Raw genomic sequence first — 23,919 nt, 5'->3', positions numbered from 1 at the left:
AACGTCAAGCGCCTCTAGCCGCGTGAGGCGCGCCGGCCCTGGAACGGCGCCGCCTCCACCCGGGTCCCTGCATCCGCCGGACGCCTCAGCGTCCGGCGGTACTCGTCGCGGCGCTCGTGGATCGAAGCGATGACGAGGCCCATGGGGACGCCGAGGTCGACGAGAACGGCCTCCGAGAGCTGGAGGCTCGCCTCGATCGTCTCGGGGACTGCGTCGTCCACACCCATCTCGTAGAGCTGTGTCGCATGCCGCGCGTCGCGGGCCCGGGCCACGATGGGGATGTCCGACCGGACGCTTTTGGCCGCCGCGACGACGCTTTCGACCCCCCTGGGCGAATCGAGCGTCACGACGAGCGCCCGCGCGGTCGCGAGCCCGCAGCGGCGCAGCATCTCCGGGTTCCCCGAATCGCCGAAATAGACCGGACGGCCGGCCCGCCGCTGCTCCGTCACCCGGGCGGCGTCCATGTCGAGGGCGATGAAGGGGACGCCATGCCGCGTCAGCATGTCGGCGACGAGCTGACCGACGCGGCCGAAGCCCGCGACGACGACCCGCGGCGTCTCGTCCTCAGGCAGCGGCTCCGCGGCCGCCTCGGCTACCGTCCGGGCCCGGGTGCGCCGCTCGAACAGGCTCGCCAGACGGCCGACGAACGGAATGGCGATCATCGTGACGGTCGTGACGAGGAGGATGTCCTGCACCAAAGCCTGGCGCACCACGCCGAGGGACAAGGCCGCGCCGAGGATCACGAAGGCGAACTCGCCGCCATTGCCGAGCATCAGGCCCGCCTCAAGCGCCGTGGCCCGGCCGAGCCGGAAGCGAAGCGCGAGCGCGTAGACGATCCCGGCCTTCAGGGTCATGAGGCCCAGCGCGATCGCCAGGATGGTGAGCGGCGACGCGAGGAGGGCGGCCGGGTTGAGGCCCATGCCCACGGACACGAAGAACACGCCGAGAAGGAGGCCCTTGAACGGGTCGATCGTCGCCTCGATCGCGCGCCGATACTCCGTCTCCGCGAGAAGCAGCCCCGCGATGAAGGCGCCGAGCGCCATCGACAGACCCGCGAACGCCGCCGCGAGCCCGGCCCCGATCACCACCAGGAGGCAGGCCGCCATGAACAGCTCGGGGCTTCGCGTCGCAGCGACGAGCTGGAAGAGCGGGCGCAGCGCAAGTCGCCCGAAGACCACGAAGAGCCCCACCGCGAGAGCCGCCTTGGCGAGCGCCAGGGCGAAGCCGAGGCCGGCCTGGCCGGTATCGGTCGCGAGGACGGTGACGGCGAAGAGGACCGGGGCGACGGCAAGGTCCTGGAACAGGAGCACCGCGAAGCTCGCGCGGCCGGCAGGCGCATTGAGCCGCCTCCGCTCGCCGAGCACGGGAAGGACGATGGCCGTCGATGAGAGCGCCAGGGCGAGGCCGATCAGAAGGGCTGCGGTCGCGCCCGTGCCGGCCGCGAACGCGATCAGGCCGATCGCCACCGTCGAGACCACCACCTGGAGGGTGCCGAGGCCGAAGACGAGGCGGCGCAGGGTGCGCAGGCGCTCCCAGGACAGCTCGATGCCGATCGTGAACAGGAGAAACACCACGCCGAACTCGGCGATGTGCGAGATCTCCTCCGCGTTCGTGATCGTGAACCACGAGATCGAGGGGTGATCGCCCGCAAGCCGCCCGAGCCCGAACGGCCCGATAAGCGCCCCGGCGCCCAGGAACCCAAGCACGGGGCTCACGCGAAGCCGATGGAAGAGCGGAACCACTACACCCGCCGTCGCGAGGAAGAGGATCGTCTCCTTGTAGGCTTCGAACGGAACGGCTCCGGCCATCGGGTCTCCTGGATTCGGGCCATGATGGGGGGAGGCAGGGGAGGGGGCAAGGCTTCTGCCCGCAGGTCGGCGGGGCGGATGCCGGGAGGCTAGCGCCGTCGACCCTCTCCCCTGGAGGGAGAGGGTGGCCTGCGGAGCAGGCCGGGAGCCGGGGCCGTCAGACGGTTCGCGCTGCCCGTGCCGGCGCGTGAGATCGGCCCCACTGCAGACCTCCCAGCGCCTCGATCCGCTTTTTCGCCCCCCCTCACCCGACCCCCGCTGACGCCGGGGGGCACCCTCCCCCTTCAGGGGAGAGGGGGCGTGGCGTCACGCGATCGCGTCGAGGGCCTGCGCCAGGTCCGCCACGAGATCGTCCGGGTGCTCGATGCCGATCGAGACGCGGATCGTCGCGTCGGTGACGCCGAGGCGGTCGCGGGTTTCCTTCGGCACGCCGGAATGCGTGGTCGAAGCCGGATGGCAGGTGAGCGACTCGGTCCCGCCGAGGCTCACCGCGAGCTTGAAGATCTGCAGGGCGTTCAGCACGCGGAAGGCCTCCGCCTCGCCGCCCTTCACGTCGAAGGAGAAGGTCGAGCCCGGCGCGTCGCATTGCGCCTTGTAGACCCGCGCCTCGGCCGAGTCCTCGGGCAGGTAGTCGAGGTGGTGCACCTTCGCGACGGCGGGGTGCTTCGACAGGTACTCCGCCACGATCTCGCCGTTCTGATTGGCCGCCCGCATGCGCAACGCCAGCGTCTCCAGCGAGCGTGCCAGCATCCAGCACGGGAACGGGTCGAGCTGGGTGCCGATGGCCGAGCGCAGCAGGCGCACCTGCTTCATGAGCTCCTTCGAGCCGAGGGCCGCGCCGGCGATGAGATCCGAATGACCGCCGACGTATTTCGTCAACGAGTAGACCGAGATGTCGGCGCCATGCTCCAAGGGGCGCTGGAAGACGGGCCCGAGCAGGGTGTTGTCGCAGATCACCACGGGCCGCGTGCCGCCCTGGCGCCCGGCGATCTCCTCGGAGATGCGGCGGATCATGGCGATGTCGACCAGCGTGTTGAGGGGGTTCGACGGCGTCTCGATCTTGATGACGGAGACCCGGCCCTTCGCCATCGCGTCCTCGGCGGCGCGCCGGACGGACGCCTCGTCCACGCCGTCCGAAAAGCCCACCGCATGCATGCCGAGGTTCTTCAGCGTCTTGGCGACGAGGGTCTCGGTGCCGCCATAGAGCGGCTGCGAGTGGAGCACCACGTCGCCCGGCCGCGCGAAAGCGAGGATCGTCGTCGCGATCGCCGACATGCCGGAGGAGAACAGCGACGCGGCCTCGGCCTCCTCGAACACCGCGAGCCTGTCCTCCACGATCTCGGAATTGGGGTGGTTGAAGCGCGAGTAGACGAGCCCCGCCGCCTCGCCCGCCGGCGGCTCGCGCCGGCCCGCCACGTAGTCGAAGAACTCCTTGCCGTGCTCGGCCGACTTGAACACGAAGGTGGACGTCAGGAAGATCGGCGGCTTCACGGCGCCCTCGGAGAGGAGCGGGTCGAAGCCGTAGCCGAGCATCAGGGTTTCGGGCCGGAGCTTCCGGTTGCCGATGCGGTCCTTGCGGTAGCGGTCCTGGGTCATGGGCGTCCCTTTCGCCGCCGATGGCGGGCGTGTTGATTGGGGAGCCTTATAGACCCGAACCCGCCGCGTCGTCGCCCCGCGCTTGCGCAACCCTCGCCCGTGAGCCTATCTCCCGGGATCGTCATCCCTCCAGCCGAGGCCCCGATGCGCTTCACCGGCACCGAGTCATATGTCGCCACCGACGACCTGAAGGTCGCGGTGAACGCCGCGATCGTCCTGGAGCGCCCGCTCCTCGTGAAGGGCGAGCCCGGGACGGGGAAGACGGTGCTGGCGGAGGAGATCGCGCGGGCGCTCGGCGCGCCGCTCCTCACCTGGCACGTGAAGTCGACCACCAAGGCGCAGCAGGGGCTCTACGAGTACGACGCGGTCTCGCGCCTGCGGGACAGCCAGCTCGGCGACCCGCGCGTGTCGGACGTGCGCAACTACATCCGGCGCGGCAAGCTCTGGGAGGCCTTCGACGCGCCGCAGCGGCCGGTGCTGCTCATCGACGAGATCGACAAGGCCGACATCGAGTTCCCCAACGACCTCCTCCAGGAGCTCGACCGGATGGAGTTCCACGTCTACGAGACGGGCGAGACGATCCGGGCCGAGCGGCGGCCCGTGGTGATCATCACGTCCAACAACGAGAAGGAGCTGCCCGACGCGTTCCTGCGCCGCTGCTTCTTCCACTACATCCGCTTCCCCGATCCCGAGACCATGGCCCGCATCGTCGAGGTCCATTATCCGGGGATCAAGCAGCGCCTGGTCGAGGAGGCCCTGCGCGTGTTCTTCGAGGTGCGGGACGTGCCGGGCCTCAAGAAGAAGCCCTCCACGTCGGAACTCCTCGACTGGCTGAAGCTCCTCCTCTCCGAGGACGTCGGCCCCGACGTGCTGCGCGAGCGCGACATGCGCAAGGCGATCCCGCCCCTGCACGGCGCGCTGCTCAAGAACGAGCAGGACGTCAGCCTCTTCGAGAAGCTCGCCTTCATGGCCCGCCGCGAGGGGCGCTGATCACCTGCCCGCGGCGACACCTCAGCCCAGGAACTCCAGCACGGCCCGCGTGAAGGCCTTGGGCTGTTCAAGGTTCGACAGGTGCGCTCCGTCGAGCGTTACGGCCTGCGCACCCGATATCGCCTCGGCGATGAGCTGCCCGGCGGCCGGGGTCGTCGCCGGATCGTGCGCCCCGACGATCACGAGGACGGGCGCGCGGATGCCCCGGATCGCTTCGCGCTGGTCCATGTCGCGGATCGCGGCGCAGCAGCCCTGATAGCCGGCGACGGGCGTGCCGAGGATCATGGCGCGCACATCCGCGATCATCGCCGGATCGCGTTCAGCGAAGCCCGGCTTGAACCAGCGCTGGATCGTGCCGTCCACGAGCGCCTCCATCCCGCCCCGAGTGGCGGTCCGGATGCGCCCGTTCCAAAGGTCCGGAGGGCCCATATGGGCCGCCGTGTTGGCGAGCACCGCCCGGCCGATGCGGTCGGGGGCATGGGTGAGAAGCCACATGCCGGTCATCCCGCCCATCGAGAGCCCGCACCAATGGGCCTGAGCGACGCCGAGCGCGTCCATGATGGCGAGGGCATCCTGGCCGAGCCGGTCCATCGAGTAGGGGCCCTCCGGCGCCGCGCTCCGGCCATGGCCGCGATGGTCGTAGCGGATCACGCGGTAACGCTCGGCGAGGCCGGCCATCTGCGGATCCCACATCGACAGGTTCGACGAGAGGGAGTTGCCGAGCATCAGCGGGGGCGCGTCATCGCGGCCGTCGATGCGGACATGGAAGGCGAGCCCGTCGACATCGATCATCGGCATGGGGCGCCTCCTCGGCATGTCAGGTGGGTGGCGGATCAGCCCGGGACGGCTATGCTAGGCGCCTCAGCTGGCGCTGACCAGCGGGCACCGAGGAGACGGCCGATGGCGATGACGATGACGGGCGAGGTCAACCTGCCGGCGGAGCGCGACGCGGTGTGGGCCGCGCTGAACGATCCCGAGGTCCTCAAGAGCTGCATCCCCGGCTGCCAGGAGCTCAACAAGGTCTCCGACACCGAGTTCGAGGCCGTCGCGAAGGTGGCGGTCGGGCCCGTGAAGGCGACCTTCAAGGGCAGGATCTCGCTCCAGGACCTCGATCCGCCGAACGCCTACACGATCCGCGGCGAGGGCCAAGGCGGCGTGGCGGGCTTCGCGAAGGGCGGCGCCAAGGTGCGCCTGGAGCCCGGCGACGAGGGCGGCACCAAGCTCGTCTACGACGTCGAGGCGACCGTGGGCGGCAAGCTCGCGCAGCTCGGCGGGCGCCTCGTGAACGGCGTGGCGAAGAAGAACGCGGACGAGTTCTTCGCCTGCTTCGTGAGGGCGCTCACGCCTGCCGAGGCGGCCTAGGCACCGCGGCCGCGGCCTCGTTGAGGGTGAGCGGGGCCTCCCGGCCCCGCCCGCACGGTGCCAGCCGGCTCAATGCAGCGGGTAGGGCCGCAGCGACTCGGGCGTCTTGTAGTCGTCCGGGATGTGGACGCTGCCCAGCGCGGCCCCGCGCATGGCATCGGGCGAGCGCGGAAGCCCGCTTCGATCCGAGTAGTCGCGGCTCGGCGCGAGCGGCGTGGCGCTCTCCTGGCTCAGGGTCTGGGCGCACAGGATGTCGAGCGCCGTCACGCCGGCCACTGCCCCGATCGCGATGCCGATATTCTCCCGCTCCCGGTTGCCGCCCTTGAGCTGCGTCGCGAGCGTCGCGAGATCGAGGGCGTCGCCCGCGACCCGTCCCCAGATCCAGGGCGTCGGATCCTCGGAGGCGAGGATCCCGATCCCCGTCGCGATCTCGCGCACGCCATAGGCGCGCACCAGGGTCTCCTGGCCTTCCATGCCGAGCGCCCGGGTGAGGGAACGGGCGCCGAACAGCTCGGTGAGGCCCAGCCCGATGGAGAACCAGCCCAGGCCCCGGGCGAGGGCGTCGGTGGCGGAATCCGGGTGGCCCCGGCGGCGGGTGCGTTCGGTCTCAAAGCGCATGGCGTCGGTTCCCTTAAGGCTTGATCACGACCTTGATGCAGCCGTCCTGCTTGTCACGGAACACCTTGTACATGTCGGGTCCCTGCTCGAGCCCGACCGTGTGGGTGATGACGAAGGACGGATCGATCTTGCCCTCCTCGATGAGGCGCAGGAGATCGCCGGTCCAGCGGTTGACGTGGGTCTGGCCCATCCGCCAGGTCAGGCCCTTGTTCATGGAGGCTCCGAACGGGATCTTGTCGAGGAGCCCGCCATAGACGCCCGGGATCGAGAGCACGCCGCCCGGACGGCACACATAGATCATCTCGCGCAGCACGTGGGGACGATCCGTCTCGAGGGCGACGGCCTGCTTGGCGCGGTCGTACATGGCGTCGAGGGTGGCGGTCGCGTGCGCCTCGAGGCCGACGCAGTCGATGCACTTCTCGGGGCCGCGCCCGCGGGTGAGCTCGTTGAGGCGCTCGATCACGCTCTCGGTCTCGAAGTTGATCGTGATCGCCCCGCCAGCCCTCGCCATGTCGAGGCGCTCCGGCACGCGGTCGATGCAGATCACCTGCTTGGCGCCGAGCAGGATCGCCGAGCGGATCGCCATCTGGCCCACCGGCCCGGCGCCCCAGATCGCGACCGTGTCGTCGGGCTGGATGTCGCACTGCACGGCAGCCTGCCAGCCCGTCGGAAAGATGTCGCTCAAGAACAGCAGCTGCTCGTCCGTGAGGGTCTTCGGCACCTTGATGTGCGTGGCGTCGGCATAGGGCACCCGCAGGTACTCGGCCTGGCCGCCGGCATAGCCGCCCGTGAGGTGCGTGTAGCCGAACAGGCCCGCTGTCGTGTGCCCGAAGGCCTTGGCGGCGATGTCCTTGTTGCGGTTCGTCCGCTCGCAGACCGAGAAGTTGCCGCGCTTGCACTGCTCGCACTGCCCGCAGATGATCGTGAACGGGATCACGACGCGGTCGCCCACCTTGAGGGCGTGCTTCGCCTCGGGGCCGACCTCCACCACCTCGCCCATCGACTCGTGGCCCAGGATGTCGCCGTTCTGCATCCCCGGCATGAAGTGATCGTAGAGGTGCAGGTCCGAGCCGCAGATGGCGCAGCTCGTGACCTTGATGATGGCGTCGCGCGGCTGCTCGATCTGCGGATCGGGGACCTCGTCGCAGCGGATGTCCTTCGTGCCGTGCCAGACCAGAGCCTTCATCGAATCTCTCCTCGCGTCCGCGGCCGCAAGGGCCCCGTTCGCTGCGCAAACGCGTCGCCGTGCGAAAGGTTCGCGGGAGCCGGGCTGGTTCAAACGGCGCGCGACCCGCGATATGATCGGGCGCGAGGAGAGAGCCATGGGCGAGATCATCAACCTGCGTCAGGCGAGGAAGGCGCGGATGAAGGCCGAGAAGGAGGCCAAGGCCGCCGCAAACCGCACCGCCTTCGGGCGCACCAAGGCCGAGCGCCAGAAGGCCGACGAGCTGGAGAAGCTCAGCGAGCGCCGGCACGAGGGGCATCGGCTCGACCGGGACGAGCCTTGAGCGCGCGGGTCGTCAAGCGCTCCTTGTCCATCGCCGGCCACCGCACGAGCGTGTCGCTCGAGGAGCCGTTCTGGGCCGAGCTGCGCGCCCTCGCGGCGGTGCGGGGGCTCTCGCTCGCGGGGCTCGTGGGGGAGATCGACTCCGGCCGGGGCGAGGCGAACCTCTCATCCGCAATCCGCGTCCACGTCCTGCAGGCGCTGCGAGAGGCCGCCTCGCGCTAATCGGCGGTCGGCCCGAAGACGTCCTCGAAGGCCGCCCGCAGCGCCATATCCACCTCCGGCATCGTGACCGGGATGCCGAGATCGACGAGGCTCGTCACCCCGTGCCGGGACACCCCGCACGGCACGATGCCGGAGAAGTGCGACAGGTCGGGCTCCACGTTGAGGCTGATGCCGTGGAAGGTCGTCCAGCGGCGGACGCGGATGCCGATGGCGGCGATCTTGTCCTCCGCGTCCGCGCCCCGGTCAGGCCGTCGCACCCAGACGCCCACCCGGTCCTCCCGCCGCTCGCCGCGGATGTTGAAGGCCGCGAGCGTCCCGATGAGCCACGCTTCGAGCGCCGCCACGTAGCGGCGCAAGTCGGGCGCCCGGCGGTTGAGGTCGAGCATCACGTAGGCGACCCGCTGGCCCGGACCATGATAGGTGAACTGCCCGCCGCGGCCCGTGCGGTGGACGGGAAACCGGTCCGGCTCGATCAGGTCCTCGTCGCGGGCGGAGGTGCCTGCCGTGTAGAGGGGAGGGTGCTCCAGGAGCCACACCAGCTCGTCCGCGCGTCCCTCCGCGATCGCCGCCGCGCGGGCCTCCATGGCGGCGACGGCCTCGGCGTAGTCGACGAGCCCGTCCGTCACGCTCCAGCGCACGGGAGGCGAGCCCCCGCCGGCCAGGAAGGTGTCTGGCAGCCGTTCCCGGACGTTAACCACCGGTTCACCCTGTTTTGATCAAGTCGGTTCCCGCAGCATGTAAGCGGCGCGGGGGCCCGCGTCGACTCGAAGGGGACCGCCTTGACCACCATCGACAGCCTGAAAGTGGACGTCACGGTGGTTCTGGGGCGCAACCGCATGCCCATCCACATGCTGCTGCGCATGGGCCGCGGCGCCATCATCGAGCTGGAGGCCACGGAGAACGACACCGTGGAGATCCTCGCCAACGACCACCCGATCGCCCGGGGACAGGTCGTCGTGACCGGAACCCGCATCCAGGTGGAGATCACGGAGATCATCCGCCGGCCCGACGTGATCGACCGTCCGGGCTTCACGATCGGCGGCGGCGGCGTGGCGCTCGCCGCGGCGGCGGAGATTTGAGCCCGATCGTCGCGACGGGCTGCTTTATTCGCTTGTGGTGGTCCGATCGATTTGGTATTCGCACCGCCGCTCCGGACGAAACGGCCTTGGCCGCTCCGGAGCCTCCCGCGGCCGTGGCGGAATTGGTAGACGCGCTAGCTTGAGGTGCTAGTTGGGCAACCAGTGGAGGTTCGAGTCCTCTCGGCCGCACCAAATATGAGCCACCGGGCTCCTGCAACGGCGACCTTCGGGTCGCCGTTGCCGTTTCAGGGCTCTCACGGCACCGTGAGGTCGACCGTCCTGAACCCCAATCCCTCCAGACGCTCCGCCAGCATACGGCGGTGGCACAGGGCGGGGTCACGCTCGAAGCACATGAGGCAGATCGGTCGCTGGCGCGCGAGCGTTTCGAGGTCGGCGAACGCGTCCTGAGCCTCGGGCGTGGCGAGCTGGGTCTCGTAGACGGCTCGCAGGCCGGCCGCGTCCCCCGCTCGAGCCGCCTCGCGCCCGGCCTTCGGGGTGCCCAGCGCCACGAAGTGCTCGTAGGCCATGCCGCCGGCCAGGAGATTCGCCCGCAGCGCATTTTTGGAGAAGCCGCGCTTGCGCGAGAGGGCCACGGCCCGCACGTCGGCGAGGACGGCGACGCCGGCATGGTCGAGGGCGGCGGCGAAACGCTCCGGGTCGGCGCCCTCGTAGCCGATGGTGAAGATCGTGGGGCTCATGCGGGCTCCTGGTGCGCGATCGGGCGGAAACCCCCGCCTTTCCGCCGGTGTCGCATTGTCAGGCCCGGCCCAGCCGCCTACAAGCCCGGACGAACCGGAAAAAGAGGGGGTGAGCGATGGAAACCGTCGACACGGCGACGATCCCTGCCGCCCGGCGCGAGCCGCCGCCCTTTCGCCTGGACGAGGACGAGGAGATCAACCCGGCCTTCGTCGACGCGGTCTCCGATGCCGTCGGCGCGGGAGACCGTGGCCGGGTCTCGCTCCTCGTGGAGGACCTGCACCAGGCGGACGTCGGCACGCTCCTGGAGGCTCTGGAGCCGGAGGAGCGCCCGCAGCTCATCGAGCTCCTGGGACGCGACTTCGACTTCTCGGCCCTCACCGAGGTGGACGACGCCGTTCGTGAGGAGATCCTCGAGGAGCTCGAGACCGAGACCGTCGCAGAGGGCGTCCGCGATCTCGACTCGGACGACGCGGTCTACATCCTGGAGGACCTCACCGATGCCGATCAGGCCGAGATCCTCCAGCATCTGCCGGCCGTGGAGCGCGTCGCGCTCCAGCGCGCCCTCGACTACCCGGAGGACAGCGCCGGCCGCCTGATGCAGACGGAGTTCATCGCCGTGCCCCCGTTCTGGACCGTGGGGCAGACGATCGACTTCATGCGCGAGACGGAGGAGCTGCCGGACACGTTCTACGAGATCTTCGTCGTCGATCCCGGAATCCGGCTGCTCGGATCCGTTCCCCTCGACAAGCTCCTGCGCAGCAAGCGGCCCGTGCGCATCTCCGGGATCATGCTCGACGAGCCCGACCAGGTCGAAGCGACGGACCAGCAGGAGGACGTGGCGCGGCGCTTCCAGCGCTACAACCTCGTCTCGGCCGCCGTGATCGACGAGGCGGGACGTCTGGTCGGCGTCATCACCATCGACGACGTGGTCGACGTCATCGAGGAGGAGGCCGACGCCGAGATCAAGGCGCTCGGCGGCGTGAAGCCGGACGAGGAATTGTCCGACAACGTATGGGAGATCGCGCGCGGCCGTTTCACCTGGCTGTTGGTGAACCTGCTGACCGCGATCCTCGCCTCGGCGGTCATCGGCCTGTTCGAGAAGTCGCTGGAGAAGATGGTGGCGCTCGCCGTCCTCATGCCGATCGTGGCCTCGATGGGCGGGAATGCCGGCACGCAATCGATGACCGTCGCCGTGCGTGCGCTCGCCACCCGCAACCTCGGGCGCGGCAACGTGCGCCGGATCGTCGGGCGCGAGATCCTGGTGGGGCTCATCAACGGCGTCGCCTTCGCGCTCGTCATGGGCGTGGTCGCGGTGGTCTGGTTCGGGCTCCCGAGCCTCGGGCCGGTCATCGGGCTTGCCCTCATCGTGACGCTGACCTCGGCGGCCTTCGGCGGCATCGTCATCCCGGTGCTGCTCGACCGCTTCGAGGTCGATCCGGCGGTGGCCTCGGGCCCTTTCGTCACCACCATCACGGACGTCGTCGGCTTCTTCGCGTTCCTCGGGATCGCGACGCTCTGGTTCGGCCTCGGCTAGGGAGCGCCGACAATTCGTGGCGCGTTAAGCCTTCGTCAGCCTTGATGAAGCATGGTGAGGCTTCTCCGTTCGTGTGTTGCGTTAGTGAACATGCCCTCCTTCCCCCTCAGCCGCCCGCTCGGCGCGTTGCTCCTGTGCCTCGCCCTGGCGTCCTGCTCGATCGGCGAGCGCGCCTACTACCCGAAGAAGGGTGACGCGAGGCCCCACGACGGCGTCGCCTCGGCGCAGAACTTCCCCGTCCACGGCATCGATATCTCGCGCTGGCAGTCGGAGATCGACTGGGACGCGGTGCGCTCCGCGGGCACGCAGTTCGTGTTCATGAAGGCCACCGAGGGCGGGGATCACATCGATCCGAAGTTCCGCGAGAACTGGGCCGGTGCCCGGGCCGCCGGCATCCCGCGCGGCGCCTACCATTTCGTGTTCTGGTGCCGTCCGGCGCACGAGCAGGCGGAATGGTTCAAGGCGAACGTGCCCAACGACCCGGACGCGCTGCCGCCCGTCCTCGACGTCGAATGGAACGGCCATTCCCGCACCTGCCCCAAGACGCTCCCCCGCGAGACCGCGCAGGAGAAGATCCGCATCCTCCTGCGGGCCATGGAGGAGCACACCGGCAAGCGTCCCATCATCTATACCGACATCACGTTCCACCGTGACGTCTTCGAGGGGACGACGGAGTTCGACACCTATCCGTTCTGGCTGCGCAGCGTCGCCGCCGAGACGCATCAGCGCTACGTGGGCCGTCGCTGGACCTTCTGGCAATACACCACGACGGGTCGGGTGCCCGGCATTCGCGGGGACGTGGACCGCAACGCCTTCTATGGCTCCACCGCGGAGTGGCGCCGCTTCCTCGCGACCGACTGCGATCCCCGCGACGTGCGGACCCTCGAGCGGATCGGCTTGTGCGGCAAGTGAGAGCCCTCGGCTTCCACCCGTGAGCGCAGGCGCGCTTCAGCGCGCCTGGCCGGCCTGCATGCGGCTCAGATAGGCATGATAGAGATAGAAGCCGTTGAAGCGTACGGACGCACGGGCGGCCTGGAGATCGAAATCTCCCATCGGTGCCCCCGTCGTCTTGCCGCCGAACTCCCAGTCGCTCGCCGTCACGAACTCGGGGACCGTGCGATCCTCGGGAACGGCACAGACGAGATCCGGCTCCGAGCGGCGCCGGAAGAGATTGTACGCCTCGCGAACCGGTGGGTGAGCATTGCGTGCCGTCATCGAACCACCCTCCTCTGATTCGAGCTTCAACATCACCAGCGTCGTCTAGTTCCGAGGTGAAGGCAAGAAGCCCCGTCCAAAAACGGCTTCACGTTTCTTTGACGGTGATGACGCGCTGCAAGAAAAGCCCGCATTTCGAAGAAAAGGCATCGCTTCGGATCCGTAGAACCGCGGCGTTTTCCTACAAGGCGCGGCAACGCCTCGACGGGCCGGCGCCTGCTCCGGGATCGCGTCCTCAGGCGTCCGCGCGCCCTATGGTGCGGCGCAGGAACGAGAACCCGAGAGCGGACAGGGACGCCGCCTGCTCCTTGTTGGCGGCACCGTGCCCGCCCTCGTCCGGCTCGTAGAAGAGCACGTCCGCCCCGACCTCCATCAGCCGCGCCGCCATCTTCCTGGCGTGGCCCGGATGGACGCGGTCGTCGCGGCGCGAGGTGACGAGGAGGACGGGCGGGTAGGCCTTGTCCGGCGCCACGTTCTGGTAGGCCGAGAAGCCCTGCATGAAGGCCCAGTCCTCCGGCTTGTCGGGATCGCCGTACTCCGCCATCCAGCTCGCGCCGGCGAGCAGGCCCGTGTAGCGGCGCATGTCGAGGAGCGGCACGGTGCACCAGATGGCGCCGAAGCGCTCGGGATAGCGGGTGAGCATGTTGCCCACGAGGAGCCCGCCGTTCGAGCCGCCATAGGCCGCGAGCCGGCGCGGCGTGGTGACGCCCCGGTCCACGAGATCGGCCGCGATCGCCGCGAAGTCGTCGTGCGAGGTGCGCTTGCCCTCGCGCATGCCGGCCTTGTGCCAGCCCGAGCCGAACTCGCCGCCGCCGCGGATCACCGCGACCACCCAGACGCCGCCGCGCTCCAGCCAGACCTTGCCGACGGAGCCGAGATAGGACGGCGTCATTGACACCGAGAAGCCGCCATAGCCGTAGAGGACGGCTGGGGCGGGGCCGTTCCGGTCGGCGGGGCCGATCTCGAAATAGGGGATCCGCTCGCCGTCCGCCGCGATCGCCTCGTGGCGGGTTACGGCGAGGCCCGTCGCGTCGAAGGCGGAGGGCGCTTCCTTCAGGATCTCGAAGCGGCCGTCGGCGTGGATCATGCCGAGCGCGGACGGCTGGAGGAAGCTCGTCACCGAGACGAGCACCTCGTCGGTGCGCTCCAGCGAGCCGGCGTCGAGGGGCCACACGTCGACGTTCGCCGCGTCCGGCAGCCCCGGGACGGGAGCGATGTCCCAGGCCCCCGAGGCGTCGGGGCGGGCGACGAGGATCTCGCTCGCGAGGTTGTCGAGCACCGTGATGAACAGCTTCGATTCCGCCCAGAAGAAGCTCTCCAGCACCCGCCTCGGGGCGGGCTCGAACAGGACCGAGAAGTCGCGCGCGCCGTCGAGGAACGCCGTGAACGAGGCGGCGAGCAGCGCGTCCGCCGGGTAGGTGCGACCGGGGAGGGACCAGTCCGATTTCAGCCGGACGAAGATCCAGTCGCGGTCGACGGTGAAGCGCGCGTCGAGGGGCAGGTCGAGACGTCGGAGCATGCCGTCGTCGCCCATGAGGAAGCTCTCGCCTTCCTCGAACGTGATCTGGCGGCGCAGGAAGGTCCGCTCGAAGCCGGGCTCCCGGTCGACGGAGCCGGAGATCCAGACGTCGCTCCGCTCGCCCTCGTAGAGGACCGGGGTCGCCTCGAACGGCTCGCCGCGCCGCCATCGGCGGACCTTGCGCGGATAGCCGGAGGCGGTCGCCGGGTCGTCGCCGAGGGTGGCGGAGACCATGAGGGTGTCGCGATCGATCCAGGTGGCGCCGCCTTTCGCTTCGGGCAGCTCGAAACCCCCGGCCACGAACCCTTTCGCCTCAAGGTCGAACTCCCGGGTGACGGTGGCGTCGGCGCCGCCCCGCGACAGGCTCACGAGGCCCATGCGGTGCTCGGGCTCAAAGGTGGAGCAGCCGCGCCAGACCCAGTCCTCGCCCTCCTGGCGGGCCAGGGCGTCGAGGTCGAGGAGCACGTCCCAGGCGGGGTTGGGCGAGCGATAGCTGTCCAGCGTGGTGCGGCGCCACAGGCCGCGCACGTGGGTCTGGTCCTGCCAGTAATTGTAGACGTAGCGGCCCCGGCGCGTGATGAACGGGATGTTCGTGGGGCGGGTCGAGATCTCGTAGATCGCGGCCTTGTCGGCCTCGAAGGCCGCATCGCACAGGACCCCGGTCGTGGCCTCGTCGCGGGCCCGCACCCAGGCAAGCGCCTCGCCTCCCTCGACGTTCTCGAGCCACAGATATGGGTCGCTGGTCTCGGTCATCGGGCTCTCCGGTGCGGACGGGCCGGGTCGCGGCCCGCGCGTCCAACGCGGACGCCGCGGTTTGGATCGCGCGGTGCGGCGCTTTGGCTTGTTCCGCCCCACAACGAGAAGAGCCCCCTCCCGGTGGGGAGGGGGCTCCTTGGTTCATTCGCCGGTGAGGGCGGCCTTGGCCTTGGACCACCAGCCGGCACGCTTGGGCCGGTTCGGGTCGGGCGGCGTGAGCACGATCACCTCGGGCTCAGGGAGCGGCTGCGGCGCCGGGGCCGGCTCCTCCGGCTCCGCGGGAGCCGGCGGAGCGGCCGCGATCTCCGGCGCGGGAGCCGGGGCGGCTTCGGCCTCGACGGGTGCAGGTGCCGGCACCTCGGCGGCGGGAGCCTCCTCGGTGGTCGCGATCTCGACGCGCTTGCGGCGGCGGGCGCGGGGCTTCGCGGCCGGGGCCTCCTCGGGAGCGGCCTCCGCGATGGCGGGAGCCGGGGTCGCCGGCTCCTCCGCGTCCACCGATGCCACGGCGGCGATCGGCTCCTCGACCACCGGCTCGGTGGCGGTCAGCGGCACCTCGACCGTCTCGACCTCACCGGCCTCGCCCGCCTCGTCGCCGCCCGGGGCCCCATTGCCCCGGCCACCACGCCCGCCGCGGCGGTTGCGGCGCCTGCGGCCGTCGGAGCGCTCCTCGGACGCACGGGGCGTCGGGGCGGCCGCGACGGCGTCGCCGGCCTGCTCGTCCTCGTCGCCTTCGGTCTCTGCGGAGCCCGCGTGCTCGCGCGTCTCGCCGTTGCCCCGGCCCCGACGGCGGCGGCGGCGCCGGCGGCGGCGGCCGCCTTCCCCCTCACCCTCGCCCTCGCTCTCGGCGCGGGCGGTCCTGGCGGGCGCCTCGGCCTCGGTCTCCTCCTCGTCCTCGTCCTCCTCGACGACGGGATCGGGATCCTCCTCCATCTCGGGCGGCGCGATCGTGTCGATCTTGATCCCCGTCGCGGGCGCCTTCGATTCCACGCGCAGGGCGGGATCGGTGCGGTCCACGGCGTAGGAGGTCGCCGGCGGCAGCGTCTCGTCGACGCTGATCATGATCTCGACCCCGAAGCGCTCCTCGAGCTCGCGCAGGTGCAGGCGCTTCTGGTTCAAGATGTAGAACGCCACCGCCATGTGGGTGCGGACGTTCAAGTTGTGCGAGGCGCTCTTGATGAGCTGCTCCTCGATGGAGCGCAGGACGTGCAGCGCGACCGACGGCGTCGCCCGCACGGTGCCGATGCCGGCGCAGACGGGGCAGGGGACCGACGAGCTCTCCAGCACGCCCGTGCGGATGCGCTGGCGAGACATCTCCATGAGGCCGAAGGCGGAGATCCGTCCGACCTGGATGCGCGCCCGGTCGGTCTTGAGGGCGTCCTTGAGACGCTTCTCGACCGCGCGGTTGTTGCGCTTCTCGTCCATGTCGATGAAGTCGATGACGATCAGGCCCGCGAGGTCGCGCAGGCGCAGCTGGCGCGCCACCTCGTCGGCGGCCTCCAGGTTCGTCTTCAGCGCCGTGTCCTCGATGTTGTGCTCGCGGGTGGAGCGGCCCGAGTTCACGTCGATGGAGACGAGCGCCTCCGTCGGGTTGATCACGAGATAGCCGCCCGACTTCAGCGACACGTTGTTCGAGAACATCGCGTCGAGCTGCTGCTCCACGCCGAAGCGGGCGAAGAGCGGCGAGGCCTCGCGATAGGGCTTCACCACCTTGGCATGGCTCGGCATGAGCATGCGCATGAAGTCCTTGGCCTCGCGGTACCCGTCCTCACCGGAGACGAGAACCTCGTCGATGTCCTTGTTGTAGAGGTCGCGGATGGCGCGCTTGATGAGCGAGCCCTCCTCGTAGACGAGGGCCGGGGCCGACGATTTCAGGGTGAGCTCGCGAACGCTCTCCCACATCCGCATCAGGTACTCGAAGTCGCGCTTGATCTCCGGCCGGGTGCGCGACGCGCCCGCGGTGCGCAGGATCACGCCCATGCCCTCGGGAACCTCGAGGTCCTGCGCGATGGTCTTGAGGCGCTTGCGGTCATCGGCGGAGGTGATCTTCCGGGAGATGCCGCCGCCGCGCGCGGTGTTGGGCATCAGCACCGAATAGCGGCCGGCGAGCGAGAGGTAGGTCGTGAGCGCCGCGCCCTTGTTGCCGCGCTCCTCCTTGACGACCTGGACCAGCAGGATCTGGCGGCGCTTGATCACCTCCTGGATCTTGTACTGGCGCCGGGGCGAGCGGGTGCGCTCGGGCAGCTCGTCGAGGGAATCGCCGCCGAGCTGCTCGACCACGTCCTCCTCGTCGCCGTTCGCCTCCGCGTCGGCGTGCTCATCGCCCTCGCTCTCGCCCTCCGAGACGGCCTCGCCGCTCTCGGCCGAGGCGGCCTTGGGGGCCTCGTTGCGGCCGCGCCGGGAGCGGCGGCGGTCGTCGTCGCGCTCCTGGTCGCGCTCGGCGCGGGCCTCGTCCTCCAGCAGCGCCTGACGGTCGGCGGTGGGGATCTGGTAATAGTCCGGGTGGATCTCGCTGAACGCGAGGAAGCCGTGCCGGTTGCCGCCATACTCGATGAAGGCCGCCTGGAGCGAGGGCTCGACCCGCGTGACCTTCGCGAGGTAGATGTTGCCGCGCAGCTGCCTACGGCTTGCGGACTCGAAGTCGAACTCCTCGACCTTCGAGCCGCGAACGACAACCACCCGGGTCTCTTCCGGGTGGGAGGCGTCGATCAACATTTTGTTTGCCATTGAAAACACCAGAGGGTGCGGATCCGCCCGGCGCTCCGATCCGCGTCGCTTGGCGCGACGCTCCTTGTGCCGGTGCACGGCGCAAAGGCGAGGAGAGCGGCCGGGAGGGACCCGACATGTCGCGCCGCTGGGGGGCGCGGGGGGTTATGACCTGAGCCATGGGCACTGACGGCGCCGGCAGGACGGCGGTCCTGCAAAGCGGTCCGGGCGGCACGATCGGCGCAACGGCAGGCATCGAAGCCGATCCCGTCCCTGCGCCCATCCCATGGCCCCTTCGAAGTCGATGCGCCGGGCGAGCCGGCTTATCGGATGACGCGACGCAGCGGCGTCGCGGTGCACGACACCGTCCGGTTGCGCATCTGCAGGAGGAGAAGGGTTCGAAACCCGGCCCTGGCGGCCGGCAAGCGAGCCCTCCGTCAGCTTCGACGATGCCGGACGGGGTCCCGATCATTACAGACTTGCGCGGGCATTTGGCAAGGTCTCCGTTGAAGATAGACGGGGGCAGGGCTGCGCCGCGGCGCTTCGTGCGCGCCGTCGCGGTCCCCGGCGCGGCGCCCCTCCCGCCTCGATGGCGGCGCGGCACGGGGCACGTGCGGCGCCGCTCGCGCGTTGAGGACCTGTTAACCATGCCGCCAGTATCGGGTACGAGGGCGATCGAGGAACACGCCCCGCCATGCCAAACGCCACGATCCTTCGCTGTCTCGCCGCCGGCCTGACGCTCCTGCTCGCGGGCGGCCCCGCTCCGGCGCGCCCCGCCGACGCTCCCGTCCCGCTCGTCGCCGTGGCGGCCGAGGTGGCGAGCGAGGGGCACAAGACGCGGCTCGTCGTCACGCTCTCGCGGCCCGTGACCGCCCGGGCCGCCGTCATGGAGCGGCCCGACCGGGTGATCGTCGACCTGCCGGAGGTGAACTTCCAGCTGCCCGCCGATGGCGCCAAGGCGCGGGGCGGCGCGATCGCCTCGTTCCGCTTCGGGCAATACGCGGCGGGCCGCTCCCGCATCGTCGTCGACCTCGAGCGGCCGGCCCTCGTCTCGCGGGTGGAGAGCTCGGTGCGCGCCGACGGCGCAGCGATCCTCACCCTCGAGCTCGTGCGCACGGACCGGGAGACCTTCGCCCGCCAGGCGGCGGTCGACGCCGCCGCCGCGATCCCCGCCCCGCCGACCCCGATCCCCGATCCGAAGGGCGACCGGCGGCCGGTGATCGTCATCGATGCGGGTCACGGCGGCATCGATCCGGGCGCCCGCACGGCGGCGGGGGTGCACGAGAAGGATCTCGTGCTCGCCTTCACGGAGCGGCTGCGCCAGCGCCTGGAGAGCGAGCGGCGCTACCGGGTGGTGATGACCCGCTCCACGGACGTGTTCGTGCCGCTGGGCGAGCGGGTGCGCATCGCCCAGGTGGCGCGGGCCGATCTCTTCATCTCGGTCCATGCCGACTCGATCTCGAACCAGCCGCAGGTGCGCGGGCTCACGGTCTATACGGGCTCCGAGCGCGCCACCGACGCCGAATCGGAGCGGCTCGCCAACCGCGAGAACCAGGCCGACGCCATCGCGGGGCATGCGGCCGCCGAGACGGCGGGGGACGTCGCCGACATCCTGCGCGACCTCACGCTGCGCGAGACCCGGGGGTTTTCCAACGGATTCGCGCGCAAGCTCGTGGGCGAGCTGGAGCCTGTGATGAACCTCAACTCGAACCCCCATCGCGAGGCCGGCTTCGTGGTGCTGCGCGCCCACGACGTGCCCTCCGTGCTGGTCGAGCTCGGCTACCTGTCGAGCCGCAAGGACATCGACCTTCTGCAGTCCGAGGACTGGCGGGCCAAGTCGACGGCCGCAATGGCGGCGGCGATCGACCGCTACTTCGCGACGCGGCACGCGATCGGCGCAGGCGCCCCAGTTTCACCATAGATCCCGTGTCTGTGGCGCCATGGGTGTAACGATTCCCGCTGGGCCACCTTGCGGTTTGGCCCCGGAGCGGGAACATGGGGCGGGGCCGCCGGGTGCGGTGGAGTCCCTCAGCGACGGATCGGGGCGGATGCGCATCATCCTGCGGATTTTCGGGTTTCTGTTCAGCATCGGCGCCGTGCTCTTCGTCCTGAGCGCCGCCGTGCTGGGCTATTTCTACTGGCACTATTCGAAGGACCTGCCGGACCACGCGCAGCTCGCCAATTACGAGCCGCCCGTGATGACCCGCGTCCATGCGGCGGACGGCAGCCTGCTCGCCGAGTACGCCCGCGAGCGGCGCCTCTTCCTGCCGATCCAGGCCGTGCCGAAGACCGTGCTCGCCGCGTTCCTCTCGGCCGAGGACAAGAACTTCTACAAGCACGGCGGCATCGACCCCGAGGGCATCGCCCGCGCCATCGTGACGAACCTGCGCTCGGGCGGCCGGCGCGAGCAGGGCGCCTCGACGATCACGCAGCAGGTGGCGAAGAACTTCCTGCTCACCAACGAGCGCTCCTACGAGCGCAAGATCCGCGAGGCGCTCATCGCGCTGCGCATCGAGAGCGCCTTCTCGAAGGACCGGATCCTCGAGCTCTATCTCAACGAGATCTATCTCGGCCTCGGCAATTACGGCGTCGCCGCCGCGGCGCTGAACTATTTCGGCAAGTCCGTCCACGAGCTCAGCCTCGCGGAGGCGGCCTATCTGGCGGCGCTGCCGAAGGCGCCCAACAACTACCATCCCTTCCGCGGCCGCCAGGCGGCGATCGAGCGCCGCAACTGGGTGATCGACCGCATGGTCGACAACGGCTACGCCAAGCGCGAGGACGGCGACGCGGCCAAGAAGACGCCGCTCGACGTGAACCCGCGGGTGGTCTCGCCCAACACCATCGCCTCGGGCTTCTTCGCCGAGGAGGTGCGCCGCGACATCGCCGAGCGCTACGGCGAGAAGAAGCTCTACGAGGGCGGCCTGTCGGTGCGAGCGACGCTCGATCCCAAGCTCCAGGCCTTCGCCCGCCGGGCGCTCGTGGACGGTCTGGTGCGCTTCGACGAGGCCCGCGGCTGGCGCGGGACCGAGCAGCGGATCGAGGTCGGCGCCCGGGAATGGGGCACCGCGCTCGCCGAGGTGCGCGCCTTCACCGACGTGCAGCCCTGGCGCATCGCCGTGGTGCTGGAGGTCAACAAGAACGAGGCCAAGATCGGCCTGCAGCCCCGCCGCGAGCCCTCCGGCGCCGTGTCCCGCGACCGCCAGACCGGCGTGATCCCCGCCGACGGCATGCGCTGGACGCGCCGGCCCGTCGAGCGCACGGTGAGCCCCGGCGACGTGGTCTATGTCGAGCCCCTGGAGGGCAAGATGGGCCAGTACCGGCTGCGGCAGATCCCCGAGATCTCCGGCGCCCTCGTGGCCATGGACCCCTATACGGGCCGCGTGCAGGCGATGGTCGGCGGGTTCTCCTTCGACCAGGGCGAGTTCAACCGCGCCACGCAGGCCCAGCGCCAACCCGGCTCCTCCTTCAAGCCCTTCGTCTACGCCACCGCCCTCGACAACGGCTACACGCCCTCCAGCGTGGTCCTCGACGCGCCGATCACCGTCGACATGGGCCCGGGCCAGGAGGCCTGGACGCCGTCGAACTACGACGGCAAGTCGTCGGGCCCGCGCACCCTGCGCTACGGCATCGAGCACTCGAAGAACCTCATGACGGTGCGGCTGGCCAAGGACGTCGGCATGCCGCTGGTCTCCGAGTACGCCCGGCGCTTCGGCATCTACGACGACATGCTGCCGGTGCTCTCCATGTCGCTCGGCGCGGGCGAGACCACGGTCATGCGCATGACCGCGGCCTATGCCATGCTCGTGAACGGCGGACGGCGCATCAAGCCGAGCCTCATCGACCGCATCCAGGACCGCATGGGGCAGACGATCTACCGCCACGACGAGCGCGAATGCGTGGGCTGCGCCGCCGAGGCGTGGGCGAACCAGAACGAGCCCAAGCTCGTCGACAAGCGCGAGCAGGTGCTCGACCCGATCACCGCCTACCAGATGGTCTCCATGCTGGAGGGCGTGGTCCAGCGCGGCACCGCGCAGGTGGTCAAGGCGGTGGGCAAGCCGCTCGCGGGCAAGACGGGCACCACCAACGACGCCAAGGACGTGTGGTTCGTGGGCTTCTCCCCCGACCTCGCGGTGGGCGTCTATCTCGGCTACGACCGGCCGCGCTCGCTCGGCTCCTCCGCCACGGCGGGCCAGTACGCGGCGCCGATCTTCCGCGACTTCATGGCCGCCGCGCTCAAGGACAAGCCTGCGACGCCGTTCCGCGTGCCGCCCGGCGTGAAGCTCATCCGCATCAGCGCGGCGAGCGGCCTGCGGGCCGGGGGCGAGAGCGGGACGATCCTGGAGGCGTTCAAGCCCGGCACCGCGCCGCCCGACAACTACTCCGTCATCGGGCTCGGCGGCGGCGGCGTGACGCCGGAGGCCGAGCGCGCCGCGGGCGCCGGCACCGGCGGCCTCTACTAGAGCCCGCCCGTCGGGTTTACATGAGGGGAGGGGGCGGGTAATCACCCCCTCCATCCCTGGGGTCCTGCGAACGCACCATGCGCGCCGAAATCGAATCGCTTCTCGAGACCGCCAAGCAGTCCATAGGGCTGCTGAGGAGGCATCTTTGACTGGGACCACGCGCAGCGCCGCCTGAGCGAGCTCAACGCTCTCTCGGAGGATCCCAACCTCTGGAACGACGCCGACAACGCCCAGAAGGTCATGCGCGAGCGCACGGCCCTCGAGGAGCAGATCGCGGCGATCAAGGCCCTGGAGCGCGACATCGAGGACGCGCTCACCTTCATCGAGCTCGGCGAATCCGAGGGCGACGCCTCCACGGTCGCCGAGGGCGAGGTCCTGATCCGCAAGGTGCAGACGGAGGCCGCGCGCCGGCAGGTCGAGACGCTGCTCTCGGGCGAGGCGGACGCGAACGACACCTACCTGGAGGTCCATTCCGGGGCCGGCGGCACGGAGAGCCAGGACTGGGCCAACATGCTCCACCGCATGTATTCCCGGTGGGCCGAGCGGCGCGGCTACAAGGTCCAGCTCATGGACATCACCGACGGCGAGGAGGCCGGGATCAAGGGCGCGACGCTCCTGATCAAGGGCCACAACGCCTATGGCTGGCTCAAGACCGAATCGGGCGTGCACCGGCTGGTGCGCATCTCGCCCTTCGATTCGAACGCCCGCCGGCACACGAGCTTCGCCTCCGTGTGGGTCTATCCCGTAGTGGACGACCGCATCAACATCGAGGTCAAGGAGTCCGACTGCCGGATCGACACCTTCCGCTCGTCGGGCGCCGGCGGCCAGCACGTCAACACCACCGATTCGGCGGTGCGCATCACGCACATCCCCAGCGGCATCGTGGTGGCCTGCCAGCAGGAGCGCTCCCAGCACAAGAACCGGGCCACCGCCTGGAACATGCTGCGCGCCCGCCTCTACGAGGCGGAGCTGAAGAAGCGCGAGGAGAAGGCGAACGCCGAGGCCGCCGCCAAGACCGAGATCGGCTGGGGTCACCAGATCCGCTCCTACGTCCTCCAGCCCTACCAGCTCGTGAAGGACCTGCGCACCGGCACCCAATCCACGAGCCCCGGCGACGTGCTCGACGGCGAGATCGACCCCTTCGTGGAGGCCGCCCTCGCCCAGCGCGTCTACGGCGGCGGGGAAGAGGTCGAGGACATCGACTGAGCGATTGCGGGCGCCGGCAGGCGGCGTCCCGATGGGATTGTGGTCCGCGCCTCTCATGCCCTTGCCAAGCCCTCCTACCCTATAGGAGGGCGCGCGCCTCCCCTCTCCCATGGGGAGAGGGGCCGGGGGTGAGGGGGTACCACCTCGAACCAGAGGTCTCCCGCCCCGCTGCCCCCACCGACACCCTCGTCCTGAGGTGCCCTGCGTGAGCCCGGCCTCGAAGGGCGCTCCAGTGATCTCCGGACGGTTGTGGAAGCGTGGTGCGTGCTTCGAGACGCCTGCTGGCGCAGGCTCCTCAGCATGAGGGGGTTGGGGAACCGCTGGACCGGCGTGGTACCCCCTCACCCCCTGGCACTTCGTGCATCCCTCTCCCCATGGGAGAGGGGAGGTCGCCCGGACATGGCGCATCGCGCCCCGAGGGCGGCCCGGCCGGTCCGGCCGTCTGCCGGAGGGCGGGCGAGAGAGGATCGAGGGGGCGCGGGACGCCGCGGGCTCGATTGTGGCAGTCGGCCGTGAGCTTAGAGCCCAGCGGCGTCCACGGGGGCCCGGGTCGATGGTCCGGCCCCGTCCGGGTCGCCCCGGCACGCATCAGCGGCCGTCTAGGCGCGTCGCCATCGGTCAGACTGACGCGCGGCCGAGGCGGGC

20 protein-coding genes and 1 tRNA gene are annotated in these 23,919 nt (G+C 70.2%); 11 read left to right on the top strand and 10 right to left on the bottom strand.

Annotation, left to right across the window (positions count from 1 at the left end; genetic code table 11):
- Positions 1–14 precede the first annotated feature (14 nt).
- Both F0L46_RS05855 and F0L46_RS05850 read right to left on the bottom strand, forming a co-directional pair.
- Positions 15–1,808 (bottom strand): cation:proton antiporter domain-containing protein, encoded by a 1,794-nt coding sequence (locus F0L46_RS05855; protein WP_149816120.1) that lies wholly within the window; start codon positions 1,806–1,808, stop codon positions 15–17.
- A gap of 306 nt (positions 1,809–2,114) precedes the next feature.
- Positions 2,115–3,404 (bottom strand): cystathionine gamma-synthase family protein, encoded by a 1,290-nt coding sequence (locus F0L46_RS05850; protein ID WP_149816119.1) that lies wholly within the window; start codon positions 3,402–3,404, stop codon positions 2,115–2,117.
- Between the two features lie 144 nt (positions 3,405–3,548).
- Here F0L46_RS05850 and F0L46_RS05845 point away from each other — a divergent pair, with 144 nt between their 5' ends.
- Entirely contained in the window at positions 3,549–4,394 is an 846-nt protein-coding gene (locus F0L46_RS05845; protein WP_149816118.1) for an AAA family ATPase, read from the top strand.
- Positions 4,395–4,415: 21 nt separating this feature from the next.
- Here the strand turns inward: F0L46_RS05845 and pcaD are convergent, their stop codons facing one another.
- On the bottom strand, positions 4,416–5,192 hold the full coding sequence (gene pcaD / locus F0L46_RS05840; protein ID WP_149816117.1) for a 3-oxoadipate enol-lactonase: 777 nt from the start codon (positions 5,190–5,192) through the stop codon (positions 4,416–4,418).
- 102 nt (positions 5,193–5,294) lie between these two features.
- On the opposite strand from pcaD, the gene F0L46_RS05835 reads away from it, so the two are divergent.
- Positions 5,295–5,756, top strand: a complete 462-nt coding sequence (locus F0L46_RS05835) for an SRPBCC family protein (protein WP_149816116.1) — start codon at positions 5,295–5,297, stop codon at positions 5,754–5,756.
- 69 nt (positions 5,757–5,825) lie between these two features.
- Here the strand turns inward: F0L46_RS05835 and F0L46_RS05830 are convergent, their stop codons facing one another.
- Together F0L46_RS05830 and F0L46_RS05825 are read right to left on the bottom strand one after the other, a co-directional pair.
- On the bottom strand, positions 5,826–6,374 hold the full coding sequence (locus tag F0L46_RS05830) for a cyclase dehydrase (RefSeq protein ID WP_149816115.1): 549 nt from the start codon (positions 6,372–6,374) through the stop codon (positions 5,826–5,828).
- Positions 6,375–6,387: 13 nt separating this feature from the next.
- Positions 6,388–7,560, bottom strand: coding sequence for a zinc-dependent alcohol dehydrogenase (locus F0L46_RS05825; protein WP_149816114.1), 1,173 nt, complete (start codon positions 7,558–7,560; stop codon positions 6,388–6,390).
- A gap of 136 nt (positions 7,561–7,696) precedes the next feature.
- Here F0L46_RS05825 and F0L46_RS05820 point away from each other — a divergent pair, with 136 nt between their 5' ends.
- Together F0L46_RS05820 and F0L46_RS05815 are read left to right on the top strand one after the other, a co-directional pair.
- Positions 7,697–7,882 carry a DUF4169 family protein gene (locus tag F0L46_RS05820; RefSeq protein ID WP_149816113.1) on the top strand — a complete coding sequence of 62 codons (186 nt, stop codon included), beginning with the start codon at positions 7,697–7,699 and terminating at the stop codon, positions 7,880–7,882.
- Positions 7,879–8,103: a ribbon-helix-helix domain-containing protein gene (locus tag F0L46_RS05815; RefSeq protein WP_149816112.1), complete on the top strand. Its 225-nt coding sequence runs from the start codon at positions 7,879–7,881 to the stop codon at positions 8,101–8,103. Before F0L46_RS05820 ends, F0L46_RS05815 begins: the two co-directional genes overlap by 4 nt.
- Here F0L46_RS05815 and lipB read toward each other — a convergent pair.
- A complete protein-coding gene (lipB, locus tag F0L46_RS05810; protein WP_240539885.1) occupies positions 8,100–8,801 on the bottom strand; it encodes a lipoyl(octanoyl) transferase LipB in 702 nt (233 codons plus the stop codon). The genes F0L46_RS05815 and lipB overlap by 4 nt on opposite strands.
- An 81-nt stretch (positions 8,802–8,882) precedes the next feature.
- On the opposite strand from lipB, the gene F0L46_RS05805 reads away from it, so the two are divergent.
- Positions 8,883–9,182, top strand: a complete 300-nt coding sequence (locus F0L46_RS05805) for a FliM/FliN family flagellar motor switch protein (protein ID WP_149816111.1) — start codon at positions 8,883–8,885, stop codon at positions 9,180–9,182.
- A 107-nt stretch (positions 9,183–9,289) separates the two neighbouring features.
- Positions 9,290–9,374, top strand: a tRNA-Leu gene (locus tag F0L46_RS05800).
- A 62-nt stretch (positions 9,375–9,436) separates the two neighbouring features.
- Here the strand turns inward: F0L46_RS05800 and F0L46_RS05795 are convergent.
- Positions 9,437–9,880, bottom strand: coding sequence for a DUF488 domain-containing protein (locus tag F0L46_RS05795; protein ID WP_149816110.1), 444 nt, complete (start codon positions 9,878–9,880; stop codon positions 9,437–9,439).
- Between the two features lie 116 nt (positions 9,881–9,996).
- On the opposite strand from F0L46_RS05795, the gene mgtE reads away from it, so the two are divergent.
- Together mgtE and F0L46_RS05785 are read left to right on the top strand one after the other, a co-directional pair.
- Positions 9,997–11,415 carry a magnesium transporter gene (gene mgtE, locus F0L46_RS05790; protein ID WP_149816109.1) on the top strand — a complete coding sequence of 473 codons (1,419 nt, stop codon included), beginning with the start codon at positions 9,997–9,999 and terminating at the stop codon, positions 11,413–11,415.
- Positions 11,416–11,505: 90 nt separating this feature from the next.
- On the top strand, positions 11,506–12,327 hold the full coding sequence (locus F0L46_RS05785) for a glycoside hydrolase family 25 protein (protein ID WP_149816108.1): 822 nt from the start codon (positions 11,506–11,508) through the stop codon (positions 12,325–12,327).
- Between the two features lie 36 nt (positions 12,328–12,363).
- Here F0L46_RS05785 and F0L46_RS05780 read toward each other — a convergent pair whose 3' ends face one another.
- The 3 genes from F0L46_RS05780 to F0L46_RS05770 all read right to left on the bottom strand — a co-directional run bounded on the left by F0L46_RS05780 (position 12,364) and on the right by F0L46_RS05770 (position 17,629).
- Positions 12,364–12,630, bottom strand: a complete 267-nt coding sequence (locus F0L46_RS05780; RefSeq protein WP_149816107.1) for an adenylosuccinate synthetase — start codon at positions 12,628–12,630, stop codon at positions 12,364–12,366.
- A gap of 235 nt (positions 12,631–12,865) precedes the next feature.
- Complete coding sequence (locus tag F0L46_RS05775) at positions 12,866–14,902, bottom strand: prolyl oligopeptidase family serine peptidase (RefSeq protein WP_149816106.1); 2,037 nt, start codon at positions 14,900–14,902, stop codon at positions 12,866–12,868.
- 144 nt (positions 14,903–15,046) lie between these two features.
- Positions 15,047–17,629, bottom strand: coding sequence for an Rne/Rng family ribonuclease (locus tag F0L46_RS05770; protein ID WP_149816105.1), 2,583 nt, complete (start codon positions 17,627–17,629; stop codon positions 15,047–15,049).
- Between the two features lie 673 nt (positions 17,630–18,302).
- Here F0L46_RS05770 and F0L46_RS05765 point away from each other — a divergent pair.
- The 3 genes from F0L46_RS05765 (at position 18,303) to prfB (ending at position 23,274) form a co-directional block, all read left to right on the top strand.
- The gene (locus F0L46_RS05765; protein ID WP_149816104.1) at positions 18,303–19,529 is read left to right on the top strand and encodes an N-acetylmuramoyl-L-alanine amidase; all 1,227 of its coding nucleotides are present in this window, start codon (positions 18,303–18,305) and stop codon (positions 19,527–19,529) included.
- A 127-nt stretch (positions 19,530–19,656) separates the two neighbouring features.
- On the top strand, positions 19,657–22,068 hold the full coding sequence (locus F0L46_RS05760; protein ID WP_149816103.1) for a penicillin-binding protein 1A: 2,412 nt from the start codon (positions 19,657–19,659) through the stop codon (positions 22,066–22,068).
- Between the two features lie 77 nt (positions 22,069–22,145).
- Positions 22,146–23,274 (top strand): peptide chain release factor 2 gene (gene prfB / locus F0L46_RS05755; protein WP_149816102.1). Its coding sequence is split into 2 segments (ribosomal slippage): positions 22,146–22,214 and positions 22,216–23,274, totalling 1,128 coding nucleotides; the frame shifts between segments, so codons are not numbered across the junction.
- Positions 23,275–23,919: the final 645 nt, after the last annotated feature.

This window comes from Salinarimonas soli (assembly GCF_008386575.1).
Lineage (GTDB): Bacteria > Pseudomonadota > Alphaproteobacteria > Rhizobiales > Beijerinckiaceae > Salinarimonas_A > Salinarimonas_A soli.
This window is presented reverse-complemented; position numbering and strand designations above follow the sequence as displayed.